Source organism: Bacillus sp. AF62 (genome assembly GCF_050312695.1).
GTDB classification, from domain to species: Bacteria; Bacillota; Bacilli; order Bacillales; family Bacillaceae_G; genus Bacillus_A; species Bacillus_A cereus.
Map to the genome: position 1 here is coordinate 140231 of NZ_JBNPJZ010000093.1, position 13141 is coordinate 153371.

Below are 13141 nucleotides of genomic sequence, written 5' to 3' on the forward strand. Positions count from 1 at the left end.
ACATAATGATGTATAAAGGTTACTTAATTGACTTAGACGGTACGATGTATCGCGGAGAAGAACAAATTGAAGAAGCGAGCGACTTCGTAAAAGCTTTAGGAGAGCGCGGCATTCCTTATTTATTCGTTACGAATAACTCAACGCGTAAACCAGAACAAGTGGCAGAAAAACTTGTTCGTTTCGATATTCCAGCGAAAGCAGAGCAAGTATTCACAACGAGTATGGCGACTGCGAACTTCATTTATGAACGTAAACAAGATGCAACTGTATATATGATTGGTGAAGAAGGCTTACACGATGCACTTGTGGAAAAAGGATTTGAACTTGTGGATGAAAATCCTGATTTCGTTGTTGTTGGTTTAGATCGTGACATCACATATGAAAAGTTAGCAAAAGCGTGTCTTGCTGTGCGTAACGGTGCAACGTTTATTTCCACAAATGGGGACATTGCCATCCCAACTGAGCGCGGGTTATTACCAGGTAACGGTTCATTAACATCGGTTGTAGCAGTATCGACAGGTGTGGATCCAATCTTTATCGGAAAACCAGAATCAATCATTATGGAACAAGCTTTAAAAGTTCTTGGTATAGGAAAAGATGAAGCATTAATGGTTGGGGATAACTATGATACAGACATTTTAGCAGGAGTAAATGCTGGTATGCATACGCTTCTTGTCCACACTGGAGTCACAACTGTGGAGAAGTTAACAGAATACGAAGTTCAACCGACGCAAGTTGTGCATAACTTGACGGAGTGGATTGAGAAGATGTAATGAAAAAAGCTGTTCCAAACTTTGGAACAGCTTTTTTTATTTCGTTGTGACTAGTGTCGATTTTTGTCGGTAAGTCGATATAATCTGAGTTACGCCGATATATTTAGAAAATCGCTGATATAATCTGAGTTGCGCTGATATATTAAAAAAATCGCTGATATAATTTTATTAGAATGCACGATTCACAACGTCTTTTACTTCTTCAAGATATTGTTTACGCACATCATTATCCACAGAAGGGACACTTGTATAGAATGTATGCTCAAGTGTTTCAATACCTGTGAATTCAAAAATACCAACATCCGCTGTTTTCTTCATTGCATCAAACATGCCGCCTGCTGTGTATGCCTCTTTCGTATTGCCCATTGTAGATAATAACAATCCTTTTTTACCGCTTAATAACTTTTCAATGCCGTTTTCAACGTAAGCATAAGCAAATCCATGGCTAAACACACGGTCAACGTATCCTTTTAAAATAGCAGGAAGTCCCGCCCACCACACTGGATAAATGAATGTAATGCTATCAGCCCAAGAGATATGCTCTTGTTCTTCTTTAATATCTTCGGGTGTGTTTCCTTGAGAAAATGAGATGAAATCGGAAGCGCCTAATACTGGATTGAAGTTTAATTCGTATAGATCGCGAACGCGTACTTCATGACCTTTTTCTTCTAATTCACGTTTTACCGTTTCTAAAATCGCATGGTTGAAGCTTTCTGTATTTGGGTGTGCATAAACGATTACATGTTTCATTGTTCTTCCTCCTATTTGTGGATATGTGAATAGCTATTTGTATATCTGTAACTATTATGGTTACTGCTTTTATAGAAGTCAAGTAATACATATGTATGTATAAAAAGACGCTCGAAAATCGCCTTTTTATACCCCGCTCATACAAAGTACAAAGAAGACGAATAAAATGATAACAATACCAATGCCAAAGTTAAATACGAGAGTACTATCCATATATGTAGCCTCCTTGTTTGAAAGTAAAAAGCACTCTAGTTAAGAGTGCTTTTTTTATTTTGAATCTACTTTATAACTTTTAGAAAGTGATTCATGCGTGTAATGATTTACATTATTTTATGTATTTATACTTTGAAAATGAGTAAGTCCTTGTTGGATATAGAAAAAAAGACACTCGTTCGAGTGTCTTTTAAGATGACAAAATGTGCCAATTGCTTGAGGTTGATAAGACGCTAATTTCCGTGTTAACGCCTTTTCTTTAATCAAGAAGTGTAGCAACAGCGATTCAAATAAATTGTACCATCTGTTTAATCGCGGTGCGTATGCAATTGTGCATATTATGATCATGAGGTAGGTAATGAACTGTGAATAATTTGAAGTGATTTATTTACGATTTCTTCTGCGGCATATATGCCGATTGCGTCTGTTTTTAAAATATGGGGTTGTAAGTTATCATGCATTGCCCCTAACTCACCATGAAGTGGTGCGAAGGCATGGTTCGCCTTTTCAAGCATGCATAAATCAAGTAAAGAATCCCCAGCTGTAATAATCGTATCTATTTGCAAAATTTCTTTTATATATTGCACGGCGTCCCATTTATTAATTGGTTTTGGTACAAAGTATAGCTTTCTACCTTGAAGTGAATGATTCCAGCCTTGTTTGTCTAACCAGGAAGTGAAGGATGATAATTCATCATAAGGAATGTTCTCCCGTTTAATAATGCAATAATGGAATAGATCATCAGCTGTTTTTTGTGATATAACCCAATCTTTATGAGCTATTTGTCCAAATTCCTTTAGTATGTCGTTTCTCTCTATACATTCAACCGATAGTCTTTCTTTTACTGTCCTGTTCCAAGTACCATCTTGTTTCCCGTTATGAAGGATATTGCCGCCGTTACTTGTAATGGCGTATTCGGGAATGATTTCGTTTTGGAATAAAGCAATACGCTGAAACTGCTCAATAGTTCTTGTTGTAACTGGGATGAAATGTGAGTGCAGTTGTAATTTTTTTAGTAGTGAAATGGTTTTATGTGATATGAAAGAAATTTCTTTTCCATCTAAAGTTTCAATGAGTTGAATTGATTCATCTTCTATAGGGGCACGAAACGATTTCCGGGAATAAATAAGCGTTTGATCAAGATCACTGGCGAAAATCATATTGTTTCCTTCCTAAGAGGCTTAATGAGCCCGCAACATGAATAAGCCATATTCTCATAGATTTCAATAGGGACATTCTTTTCTTTAGCGAGAAGTAAAATATGCTTTAAATCGGGATTGTTTTGCTGGCGTATTAAAATTTTCCACGGTATTCTCCGGAGTAATACGCGAGTTGTTTCACCGACTCCTGGCTTAATTAAGTTAATATCGTCAATTTTAAAGTGATTTTGGATAGACTGTATATCTTTTAATCCTTGCCAAGATGGATCAGTGTAAGTTGAAGTAATATAACGTAATTGATTATCTATATGAGAATGAACAGAAGGGAATAAATCTGTTACCTCATCAACGAAGAAATTTGATAAGTCTTCTTGTTCTAGCTCTTTATAATATTTAACACCATGAAAATCATTTGGACCGATATAGGTGTCATTTAGTACAGTGCGGCTAATTAGTCCAGAGACTGTTGCATTTAAGCAAGCGCTAGGAATAAGAAAATCTTCACGTGTACCGTAAATTGAAGTACAGTAACCGGGATCAGCAAGCACAGCCATACAATGAGAAATGTGTGTATTATTTCGTTCGTTAAATGTGTGTACTGCATATTCTAATTCTTTTTTTATTGCACCTTTCCCAGTCCATCCATCAATGAATTGAATTGTTTCTTTAGGGTGATGTTCTAAAATATAATGGAGTGCATTTTCATCAATACCGCGTCCGCGAACAATTGAAATACAATAGTGAGGTACATCAAGGTTGTATTGATAGCGTATGTAGCGTTTGATAAGAATGCCAATAGGTGTACCAGCACGAGCTAATGAAACGAGGACAAGGTTAGTTCCTTTAGTTTGTATAATCTGTTCGGCGACAACTCCAACAGCGATGGCTAGTTTGTGTTTGTATTGTTGCAGGGAAGAAAAGAATAAATCCATATACGCTTTAGATGGTTTATATTCCATTGGTAACATTTCGGAATAATGTGTGCCAGCTTGAATTGCTTGTTCTCTAGTTTCCGTGGAACTTTCTTTCATTAAATCACTAATATCTTTTAATAGAAAAATAGCATCATTTGGATTGTAACTACTAATATGAGAATTTACTTTTACCATAATTATCAACCTTCCTTTTCTATACTATTTGAAAATGAGACGATATGAATAAAGGGAATAACTGTTTGTAACTGCTGTAGAAGAGGAAACAGGGCTTTTTCTCCTAAATCACGCTCAATAAAAACAAATACTTCATCGTAATCATGAGGTGAAATATTATAAAAGTAATTTGTAATAGTAGAATCTTCAGGACTTGGATATGAGAAATGATTATGAATGGCATAGTTCACATCATTTGAAACAGGATGGATAGGGCTTCTTGTTGTAGATTGATATAAAATATTTTCACCCATTTCAGCAGCAATTTTCATTGGGATATACATAAATTCACCCGTTCCGAGACAGAGTGTTCGTTTTCCAACTCTTTCTCTTTTTAAAGCTTTTCCTGCTTCTTGAGCGAAAGAATGAATGTGCTTTTGTTCATATGCTGAAATGCTAAATCGCCCAGTATATTTTATATAATTTGATGTATAGGGTGATTTTGGGCAGGTAAGGGTATGTTTTTTGAAATCAGGTTTTGTTTCTTTAATTTGAATATCTGTTTTTGCAATATTTAATGGTTGGCCAGTTGTATGAATACTGCCTTCTAATAAAGAAATAACATGAATCTTAATTTGAAGTTCTTCTTCTAATTGTTTAAATTGTTTTCTATCAGTATGAGAACGCCAGTCTAATAAAGAAGCAATTATATATTCTTCTCGTGGGAATTTATTTTGAATAGATCTAATAATATTTAATGCTGTTTTTCCTGTTGTCATCTCATCATCTACGAGAACAATTGGATTGTTGTTTTGAAAAAAGCTTTCATCTACATAACAACGGTGCGATGTTGCATGAGAATGTTCTTCCTCAAATGTAATGACAGATTCTAGGTGGGGTATCGATTCCCTAGTTGTATGCACATACTTTGCATTTTGAAAGCATTGAAACATAGAATGACCAAGTGCTGTCGCTGTTTCAGCGAATCCGATGAACAAAACTTCTTCTTGCAGAGGATATTGATAACGAAATACTTCCTCTGGGATTTCATCAATTTCTAATGAAATGAGATTTAAAATTTCTTTTTGAAATGGATGAGAAATATTATGTAGTATTTCCATATATCTTGCAGCGAGAGCAACTCCACTTGATAGGGAGACTGCAGGTTTAATAGGAAGATGCTTTCCAAGGATTGTACTCACAAATAAAAAACTACGTTTCTTATTTATTCTCGCAGCCATTTGAAAAAGCTTGTCTAGCGCTAAATTATATGGATTATCACGTACTTCTACATGGACTTGTATATTATTTAAAACGTTATACGTGTTGCTTTGCGTTTGTAATAAGGATATCGGTGAATTGTTTGTTTTCATGTAGCACCCCGTAAATATTAGATTTTAAAATGGTTTTGCGAGCCCAGCCATAATGAGGTTTTACTTCATTCATTTTGTTAGAAAAACTGCTTTTTAGCACTCCATTATACGTATCTGCATTTTGTAAAATTGATCTCGCATCTAAATAATCTTCCATTGTGACAATGTGCATTGCCTGTACAACTTTAATATGAGATGGGTGAATAACTGTCTTTCCGATTAATCCATTTGCATGGTCGAGTGATACCTCTTGGATGAGCCCTTCTTCATAATCATTAGAAAAATATTCCCATACACATCCTGAAATAATATATTCATTTGTTGCCCTTGAGAAAACGTTAATAATGTCCGAAATACAATCACGAACAACAGTAATATGATAGATAGGTGTGTATTTATTACGCCGAATACTAAATATACTTGAAAAGTCAGTAGCACCAATACGTACATTTAAGATGTGATCACGATAGGAATCTAGTAAATCCTTTATTTGTAATAATGATTCTATCCGTGTTTCTTTATACATAATTTCTGGTGATTCTAAAATCGGCATGCCATATAGCGATAATGAGTATACCTCGTTTATATATGCAAGCTGATTGATATAAGCCTTTCCATTAATCGGTGTGAATTTTGGAAAGACAAAACCACATAAACAATGAACAGCACTACCTAATTCAGTAACAATTGTCTTCATTTGACTTGGCTGTCGAACTCTAATAAAAAGAAGTGGGATGTCTGCTTGATTTAGTATGTTGGCACTGACTAAGTTAGCGATTTGCTGTATTTGAACGACGATGTTTTGCTCTGCAAGTTTTACTTCTTCATCGCTGATAGCGTCCTCTAGACAAAGAATAATTGAGGTAGCATCCACATGTTTCTTTCTAATTATATCTTCCGCAATCGTTTCTTTCGTGCCAGGAGTATATAGTGTAGCGCCTAGTGCGTAAGCTAGTTGTTCTTTCCCTATATTTTTTGAAAAACTAAGAGGTTCTTTATAGAAAAAATTTTGCCGTTCTTCTAAGGAGAGGTAAGAAAAGTAATTCACATTGTCACCACCTTATTCGTAATGATTCTGTTTAATCGTAACATAATAAGAAAAATCTTCCATTAAAATGAAGCGATAAATAAAAAAAACATATTGAGAAAGATGAATTATAAGATGAATATCGAATATTGTTAATAGAAATATAATAGGGGGAAAGAGAAAGTGGATATACATAAGTTAACAGAGGAAGAAGCAAATGAGATAAATACGTGGACGTACGAGGAACCATATAGTTTATATAGTTTTTCAGGCGAGAAAGAAGTAATAGAAGAGCTATTAGATGGAACGTATTATGGCTGTTGTGATGATCAAGGAGAGTTCATCGGCTATTTTTGTTTTGGAGAAAATGCACAAGTACCAGGTGGCAGAGATGCTAATGTATATGGTGGAGAAGAAGCGATTGATATCGGACTTGGTATGAAGCCGGCGTTAACTGGGAAAGGAATGGGGAAATAATTTTTCCAAGCTGGAATAGCGTTTGCCACGAAAGAGTTTAACGCAAACATGTTTCGATTAAGTGTAGCAACATTTAATACAAGAGCGATTACGTTATATAAAAATATCGGATTTAAGCAAGGGCTTATTTTTTTGAGCCGCGGAAGAGAATTTATGCTTATGGAATACGAAAGACCGTCAGCATGAAACTGACGGCCTAGAAAACATTATTATTCTGAGTGCTCAGCTCGGTGCGCTAAACGACTTGATGCAGCGGCAGCGATTCCGCCAACGATATCATCAAGGAACGTGTGCACCTTTCCAGTTGATTTATCATTTAAGTATTCTAAAATACCAGGTTTTAATTTATCAATATATCCAAAGTTTGTGAAACCGATAGAGCCGTACACGTTCACGATAGAAAGTGCGATAACTTCATCAATTCCGTATAAGCCTTCATCACGTTTTACAATATCTTGTAACGGTTCACTTAGCATTCCCTTTTCAGCAAGGACATCAAGTTCGATACCTGTAATCAGTGCGTTTTGTACTTCACGTTTTGATAGTACACGTTCTACATTGTAACGGCATTCTGACATCTCTAAATTTGGATGGTATTTTTTTTGAAGAAAATGAACAAGTTCAGCAATATCGTCAATTGTTACACCGCGTTCTTGTAATAGTTGTAATGCTCTTTCTTGTAGTTGATTTGATTCTTTCATGTTTATCACCTTTTTTTCTTTTTAGTATTTGTATACGTTTCGTTGCTTTATCATGTGCATAGGAATGAAAGGCGAGCACAAGCTCATATATATAAAGAAAAACCATAGGTGGCGACTGCGATGATTCAGCATATTTATGAGCATTATCACATGCATGTTAAAGAATTAATCCCCCTTGGCCCCTATAAAAGCTTTTGGATTCGCAACAAAATTTATGTACTTGTTCCAATTGGAGAAATGGAGGAAGAAGTACTTGTAGAGATGAAAAAGCTCAGTGATTATATGAACCAGCAAGGGGATATAACTGTAGCGACTTTCGTTCCGACTATACACGGCTACTATGTAAGTGAGATAGAAGAACAAAATTATTGCTTATTAAAAGGTATGCGCACGTTAGAACGACATGCTATGTCATTAGGAAATGAACTTTCTATATTCCATAAACGAGGTGCATTCTTTCCAGAAGAAATCGAGCAATTAAGCCGCATTGGTGAATGGAAAGCGTTATGGGAAAAGAGACTCGATCAGTTAGAAAAGTTTTGGCAATCGCAAGTGATGAACCACCCTACAGACGTATTCGATCAATTGTTTATTGAATCCTTCCCGTATTACTTAGGAGTTGCAGAAAATGCCATTCAATATGTTGTTGATACAGAAATGGATGATACGCCGCAACTAACGGATGCAGCGACAATTTGCCAAGAACGATTCACACCTTTATTATGGCATCAAACGAAGCGTCTCAAACTTCCTTTTGATTGGGTGTATGATCACCCAACTCGAGATATAGCAGAATGGATTCGCTATATGATGATTGAAAAAAAGAAAGACTGGGATCAAACAATCGTTCAATTTGTTACAGATTATGAACGAAATTACTCGCTGTCCTCATTTGGTTGGCGCTTATTATTTGCAAGGCTCCTGTTCCCGCTTCACTATTTTGAAACGGTCGAACGATATTACCAAACTGGAAACGAAGAACAAAAAAGCATATATAGAGATCGCTTAGAAGCCATTTTACACGATGTGAACCGCTCAGAGCAATTTATGAAGCATTTTTATGGCTCACTTCGTTTACCAGTAGATAAGCTCGGGATTAGAAAATTAGATTGGCTATCTTAAAAATATAAAAAAGAGACCGAGTGAGGTCTCTTTTTTATATACCACAATTTTATGTAATACATTATGCCCCTACCTGCTGATCTGTACATATATTTAAAACGAATTGATGCCTTTCGAGCTTTTCATTTACTTTACCTAATAATTCTTGCTGGATTTCTTTAAATAAAAATTGATAGCTTGTATTCCATGTTGGTATAACGGATGAAAGGCCTACTAAATACTCTTTTTTCTTTTCTAGTTCTTGAATTGTTACAAAAGTGTTCCCCATTTTTGGCATTTGTCGTCCCCCTATGTTTTTTTACTGTATATGTGTGAACGATTCACTATATAGTATTAATTATCGCATTTTTTGAGAGGGATTTCCAATTTTGTTTTATGATGTTAACGGATAAATGTGATTTGAATAAAAAAAGGAGACCAAATTTGGTCTCCTTTTAGAAGGCGATTCTGAACGAGCCGCTTCCGCTTTTAGATTAATATCTAGCTCCAGCGGCTAGAACAGTCGGCCATTTCGCGCCTTCCTGTGAGGCAAAAAGCGCCTCTTCGTCAGGAGCTCCAATGACCTCCTGTTCTGAACGAGCCGCTTCCGCTTTTAATTAAAATACTTGTTCTACTTCGATAACGCCTGGTACTTCTTCAAGTAACGCGCGCTCGATACCAGCTTTTAGTGTGATTGTAGAACTTGGGCAGCTTCCGCATGCACCCATAAGGCGTAGTTTTACGATACCTTCTTCAATGTCTACTAATTCAACGTCTCCGCCATCGCGAAGTAAGAATGGACGTAATTTATCTAATACTTCTAATACTTGTTCTTGCATATGTGGGTTTTCCATTTTTATCGACTCCTTTCATCAGTTTTATTATAATCAAGATAGAGGGGAAAATCTATTTTTTCTCTTCTTGTTTTATTGTCGAAATATTGTATCGTGTTTTTTCAGTATAGGGGTATGGGATAAGATTGTAAAATGATGTGCTTATGTAATAAGACATCTGAATATACTGTTGGAACAAGAAGTGGGGGAGAAGAAATGGTTAATGTTCAAGTGTATGGGACGAAAGTAATTTGTGCGAGCTGCGTCGGAATGCCATCTTCAACAGAAACGTTTGAATGGTTACAAGCGGCAATTGGTCGTAAATATGAAGGACAAGAAAATAAATTTAATTTCGAGTATATTGATTTCCAAGAAGAACAAGAAGATGCAGATAAAAAAGCATTCGCAGAGCGCGTAGTGGAAGAAGACTTATTTTATCCGGTCGTTCTTGTAAATGGAGAAATTGTTGGAGAAGGAAATCCTCGTTTGAAGGATGTTTATGAAGAAATCGAGAAATATTTATAAAACAAGAAGTCTTTGCGAATTTGCAAAGGCTTTTTTTTATTGGAGGGATAGATATGAAAAATGGAGTGAAGCATGCGTTACCAACGGAAGTACAACAGTTAATGGAGCGGTACACAGTAGAATTAAAAGAAATTTTTTTAGAAGAAAAAATAGTAGGGGTATATATTTACGGCTCCATCGCACTTGGTGCATTTTATGCAGAAACGAGCGATGTTGATTTTGTTACAGTGATAAGTGATTCCGTGAATGAAGCCGAAAAACAGCAGCTTGTGGAACTACATAAGAAACTTAGTGATAATACGCTAGGTAAAAGAATGGACGGTATGTATATTCCGCTTGCTGACTTAGGGAAATACAATGATGAAATGAACGAGTACGTGTATTGTGCAGATGGTAAAGCTAATGTTGGTCATTGGGACATTAATGCGGTCACATGGTGGACGTTGAAAAATCAAGGCATTACAGTTACAGGAAAAGAAGCAGAAGATCTTCCGCTGCAAATACAATGGAATGATGTAGTAAATACGATGAAATACAACGTAGAACAGTACTGGAGTGAAAAGGTGAAGAAGCCATATTTATTTTTTATAGAAGAGTGGGTAGAATCAGCTGTCGTTACGATGGGACGCATTTTATATACACTAGATTATAAAACAATCGTTTCAAAAGATAGAGGATTGCAATATTTGTCAGAACGTTCAGCGGAAGAATGGGAGCTCTTATTAAAAGAAGTAGCTAGAATACGGCACAATCCAAAAGAAAAGCGAATGCTCTCAAGGTGGAGAAGAGCAGATATGACGAAGAGGTACTTACTGCATTTAATTGAGACGTGTAGAGAGAAATGGTAGGGAAGAAAATGGACAATACAGTGGGGTGTATTGTCTTTTTTTATGTTTAATTTGGTATATAATGGTTTAAAAGGTTTAATTATACTGGAGGGGATAGGATGAATATAGAATTAGCTACATATGAAGAAAAGAATGAACAAATGAGTATGCGCCAAGTAATTAGCATTCTAGTAATTATTTTTGGGGTCATGCATGGAATTGGTTTTTTGAACCTTTTATATGATTCTTCCTTATATCCATGGTATGTAGATCATCTTATTCCACCTTTCACGTTTTGTATGATTATCGTAATGTATGCACCGGCAAGAAATTGCTGCTTACATTTAATAAAATCATTACAATTCAATAATTTTAAACACTATGTAATGATAGTAATGACAGCGATTGTAATGCTTATATATCTTGCAATATTAAATTTAGTTTTACCACATGGGATTGGTGTGGACGAGTCTAGTATAGTAATAAAGCCTACTAAAAGTGAAATCATTTTATACGTAGTTGTGCTCACCATTTTTGCACCGATTTGGGAAGAACTTTTATTTCGGGGGATGTTTTTTACGAAATTATCCCAGCGCTTTTCTGCACTTACTAGTGCCGTTATAAGTGCTTTCATATTTACTTTTGGCCATCCCCTTACAGTAGGTAGTATTTTATATATTTTTGGTATGGGTATATGTTTAGCATACACATATAAGAAAACGAAGAATTTACTCGTTCCAATTGGGATTCATTTATTAAATAATTCGTTTTATTTATTATTGAATTTTCAACTATAAAAAGACGCCTTTTTGAAAAGGGCGTCTTTCGTATTTTGTAGTAAGTAGAAAGGGCTTTACACTCATTGTGTAGAGGCAAGGTAATACAAAATATAAATAGTTTCATGTGAAACATTTTTATTATCAAATATACAAAATGATTAACTTAGTGTATTAAACGTATCATTCATAAGTATTCTAATATATTTAAAAGTAAAATGAAATAAGAAACGGATAATTGTCGGAATATATTCGATTTCCGTTCATTTTTATGAAATATGTGTACTTTTTGTTAGATTCCTTCATTTTGTGCATATACAATAAATGTATATAGAAATAAGAAAAGGATGATGTACGTGAAGGACACTGTTTTACAAGAAACGATTTCTCCACAAGAATTACATAAAGTTGTTCAAAAGAATACAGCTTATTATGATTTTAAGTGGGGTAAAGTAGAAAACCCAGCGCAAGGGAATACATGGAATTGGGTAGCCTTTTTCTTCCCAACCTTTTGGTTAGCTTATCGCAAAATGTATAAGTTATTTATTATATTTGCGTTATTGGCTATACCTAGTATAGTTATAACCCCTTTTATAGATATTCCAGAGGGGATTTATGTAACATTTAGTTTAGCTCTTCAATTAGGAATGATGATATTTACTGGATGGCAAGGAAACCGTTTATATTATAAGCATGCTGTTCGTGTTTTTCGTAAGGGAGAAGATGCGTCTGATCATGAGAAGGCGTATTTCTTACAATCAAAGGGCGGCGTTAGTGTAGCTGGTATGATTGGTTTACAGATTATAGTCGGGATTGTGTTTGGGTTAGCTGCGTTCGGGCTGTCTTTTTTACCAACTGAGCCGAATATTAAAAACGTTGTTCGTTCAACTGGTGAAGGGGTTACTTTAGAGATTATGACTGATAATCCAACCTGGAAGTTTGTGAAGAAAGAAAAAGATTATGATGTAGTAGAGTTTACTGGCTATGATTATACAGAGAAGAAAAACGTGAAAATTAAATTTGCTGTTTATTTCGATGAAGATTATTTCGAGTGGCAAGAGGTATATGAAAATAATAAGAAGTTAAGTGAAGAAGAAGTAGAAGAATATCAAATTTATATTGAAGAAAATAATTGGGGTTTCTAGAGGGAACTCGTTCATTTTGAAAAGAAGAATCTTGTGAAGGTTCTTCTTTTATTTATTAGGGGGAGAGAAATGATTTCAGCATTAATAGAAGCTCTAATAGGATCTATTAGTTTAAGTACGGGTTTACACACGAAAAAGATTGATGCTAACATACGTTACTTGCAGCAGTATTAATGGTTTCGAATGATATATGAAGACGAGAAGTATCGAAAGTTATTTATTACGAACTACAAAGTTCGCTCACATTTACAAAGTAAGTTAAGAGTTCGATTGCTCGTAAAAAATAAAAATGCACAACGAAGATTTTTAAAATTAGTAGAAGAACAAATAGAAAAAAGGCATACAAATTGAAATTTTGTAAAATACAATAAA

General features: G+C 35.1%; 14 protein-coding genes and 2 pseudogenes. 8 read left to right on the forward strand and 8 right to left on the reverse strand.

Translation table 11 applies throughout. The features are described 5' to 3' along the window. Positions 1-8: 8 nt before the first annotated feature. Complete coding sequence (locus ACQRBL_RS25400; RefSeq protein WP_000276470.1) at positions 9-773, forward strand: TIGR01457 family HAD-type hydrolase; 765 nt, start codon at positions 9-11, stop codon at positions 771-773. A gap of 168 nt (positions 774-941) precedes the next feature. On the opposite strand, the gene ACQRBL_RS25405 is transcribed toward ACQRBL_RS25400, so the two are convergent. The 5 genes from ACQRBL_RS25405 to ACQRBL_RS25425 form a co-directional block, all read right to left on the reverse strand. Beyond that, the gene (locus tag ACQRBL_RS25405; RefSeq protein ID WP_023523340.1) at positions 942-1523 is read right to left on the reverse strand and encodes an NAD(P)H-dependent oxidoreductase; all 582 of its coding nucleotides are present in this window, start codon (positions 1521-1523) and stop codon (positions 942-944) included. A gap of 557 nt (positions 1524-2080) precedes the next feature. Then, positions 2081-2896, reverse strand: a complete 816-nt coding sequence (locus ACQRBL_RS25410) for an HAD family hydrolase (RefSeq protein WP_000575380.1) — start codon at positions 2894-2896, stop codon at positions 2081-2083. Continuing rightward, on the reverse strand, positions 2893-4005 hold the full coding sequence (locus ACQRBL_RS25415; protein WP_000241506.1) for a cysteine protease StiP family protein: 1113 nt from the start codon (positions 4003-4005) through the stop codon (positions 2893-2895). The genes ACQRBL_RS25410 and ACQRBL_RS25415 overlap by 4 nt, the downstream gene beginning before the upstream one ends. Before the next feature lie 5 nt (positions 4006-4010). Next, a complete protein-coding gene (locus ACQRBL_RS25420) occupies positions 4011-5357 on the reverse strand; it encodes a phosphoribosyltransferase family protein (protein ID WP_023523339.1) in 1347 nt (448 codons plus the stop codon). Next, positions 5302-6405, reverse strand: a complete 1104-nt coding sequence (locus ACQRBL_RS25425; RefSeq protein WP_411996045.1) for an HpcH/HpaI aldolase/citrate lyase family protein — start codon at positions 6403-6405, stop codon at positions 5302-5304. Before ACQRBL_RS25425 ends, ACQRBL_RS25420 begins: the two co-directional genes overlap by 56 nt. 162 nt (positions 6406-6567) lie before the next feature. Between ACQRBL_RS25425 and ACQRBL_RS25430 the strand changes: the two are divergent. Beyond that, positions 6568-7047: pseudogene (locus ACQRBL_RS25430) on the forward strand (GNAT family N-acetyltransferase). 23 nt (positions 7048-7070) lie between these two features. On the opposite strand, the gene ACQRBL_RS25435 reads toward ACQRBL_RS25430, so the two are convergent. Beyond that, positions 7071-7562: a phosphatidylglycerophosphatase A family protein gene (locus ACQRBL_RS25435; protein ID WP_000665103.1), complete on the reverse strand. Its 492-nt coding sequence runs from the start codon at positions 7560-7562 to the stop codon at positions 7071-7073. Positions 7563-7682: 120 nt separating this feature from the next. Here ACQRBL_RS25435 and yutH point away from each other — a divergent pair, with 120 nt between their 5' ends. Further along, positions 7683-8684 (forward strand): spore coat putative kinase YutH, encoded by a 1002-nt coding sequence (gene yutH / locus ACQRBL_RS25440; RefSeq protein ID WP_000614216.1) that lies wholly within the window; start codon positions 7683-7685, stop codon positions 8682-8684. Between the two features lie 61 nt (positions 8685-8745). Here the strand turns inward: yutH and ACQRBL_RS25445 are convergent, their stop codons facing one another. Together ACQRBL_RS25445 and ACQRBL_RS25450 are read right to left on the reverse strand one after the other, a co-directional pair. After that, entirely contained in the window at positions 8746-8961 is a 216-nt protein-coding gene (locus ACQRBL_RS25445) for a carbonic anhydrase (RefSeq protein WP_411996046.1), read from the reverse strand. A gap of 319 nt (positions 8962-9280) precedes the next feature. After that, complete coding sequence (locus ACQRBL_RS25450) at positions 9281-9517, reverse strand: NifU family protein (RefSeq protein WP_000431159.1); 237 nt, start codon at positions 9515-9517, stop codon at positions 9281-9283. A 195-nt stretch (positions 9518-9712) separates the two neighbouring features. Between ACQRBL_RS25450 and ACQRBL_RS25455 the strand changes: the two genes are divergently transcribed. The 5 genes and pseudogenes from ACQRBL_RS25455 to ACQRBL_RS25475 all read left to right on the forward strand — a co-directional run bounded on the left by ACQRBL_RS25455 (position 9713) and on the right by ACQRBL_RS25475 (position 13120). Continuing rightward, a complete protein-coding gene (locus ACQRBL_RS25455) occupies positions 9713-10021 on the forward strand; it encodes a YuzD family protein (RefSeq protein WP_000248588.1) in 309 nt (102 codons plus the stop codon). Positions 10022-10074: 53 nt separating this feature from the next. Then, positions 10075-10869, forward strand: a complete 795-nt coding sequence (locus ACQRBL_RS25460; protein ID WP_411996047.1) for a nucleotidyltransferase domain-containing protein — start codon at positions 10075-10077, stop codon at positions 10867-10869. A gap of 98 nt (positions 10870-10967) precedes the next feature. Next, complete coding sequence (locus tag ACQRBL_RS25465; RefSeq protein ID WP_001019404.1) at positions 10968-11645, forward strand: CPBP family intramembrane glutamic endopeptidase; 678 nt, start codon at positions 10968-10970, stop codon at positions 11643-11645. A gap of 326 nt (positions 11646-11971) precedes the next feature. Then, positions 11972-12769, forward strand: a complete 798-nt coding sequence (locus ACQRBL_RS25470; RefSeq protein ID WP_141538289.1) for a DUF2628 domain-containing protein — start codon at positions 11972-11974, stop codon at positions 12767-12769. 69 nt (positions 12770-12838) lie between these two features. Then, a pseudogene (locus ACQRBL_RS25475) lies at positions 12839-13120 on the forward strand (hypothetical protein). Positions 13121-13141: the final 21 nt, after the last annotated feature.

What these genes read in the sequence shown, in the direction of transcription:
- ACQRBL_RS25400 (WP_000276470.1), top strand. Translation starts at nt 9, where the DNA reads ATGTATAAAGGTTACTTAATTGACTTAGACGGTACGATGTATCGCGGA.
- ACQRBL_RS25405 (WP_023523340.1), bottom strand. Translation starts at nt 1,523, where the DNA reads ATGAAACATGTAATCGTTTATGCACACCCAAATACAGAAAGCTTCAAC.
- ACQRBL_RS25410 (WP_000575380.1), bottom strand. Translation starts at nt 2,896, where the DNA reads ATGATTTTCGCCAGTGATCTTGATCAAACGCTTATTTATTCCCGGAAA.
- ACQRBL_RS25415 (WP_000241506.1), bottom strand. Translation starts at nt 4,005, where the DNA reads ATGGTAAAAGTAAATTCTCATATTAGTAGTTACAATCCAAATGATGCT.
- ACQRBL_RS25420 (WP_023523339.1), bottom strand. Translation starts at nt 5,357, where the DNA reads ATGAAAACAAACAATTCACCGATATCCTTATTACAAACGCAAAGCAAC.
- ACQRBL_RS25435 (WP_000665103.1), bottom strand. Translation starts at nt 7,562, where the DNA reads ATGAAAGAATCAAATCAACTACAAGAAAGAGCATTACAACTATTACAA.
- yutH (WP_000614216.1), top strand. Translation starts at nt 7,683, where the DNA reads ATGATTCAGCATATTTATGAGCATTATCACATGCATGTTAAAGAATTA.
- ACQRBL_RS25445 (WP_411996046.1), bottom strand. Translation starts at nt 8,961, where the DNA reads ATGCCAAAAATGGGGAACACTTTTGTAACAATTCAAGAACTAGAAAAG.
- ACQRBL_RS25450 (WP_000431159.1), bottom strand. Translation starts at nt 9,517, where the DNA reads ATGGAAAACCCACATATGCAAGAACAAGTATTAGAAGTATTAGATAAA.
- ACQRBL_RS25455 (WP_000248588.1), top strand. Translation starts at nt 9,713, where the DNA reads ATGGTTAATGTTCAAGTGTATGGGACGAAAGTAATTTGTGCGAGCTGC.
- ACQRBL_RS25460 (WP_411996047.1), top strand. Translation starts at nt 10,075, where the DNA reads ATGAAAAATGGAGTGAAGCATGCGTTACCAACGGAAGTACAACAGTTA.
- ACQRBL_RS25465 (WP_001019404.1), top strand. Translation starts at nt 10,968, where the DNA reads ATGAATATAGAATTAGCTACATATGAAGAAAAGAATGAACAAATGAGT.
- ACQRBL_RS25470 (WP_141538289.1), top strand. Translation starts at nt 11,972, where the DNA reads ATGATGTACGTGAAGGACACTGTTTTACAAGAAACGATTTCTCCACAA.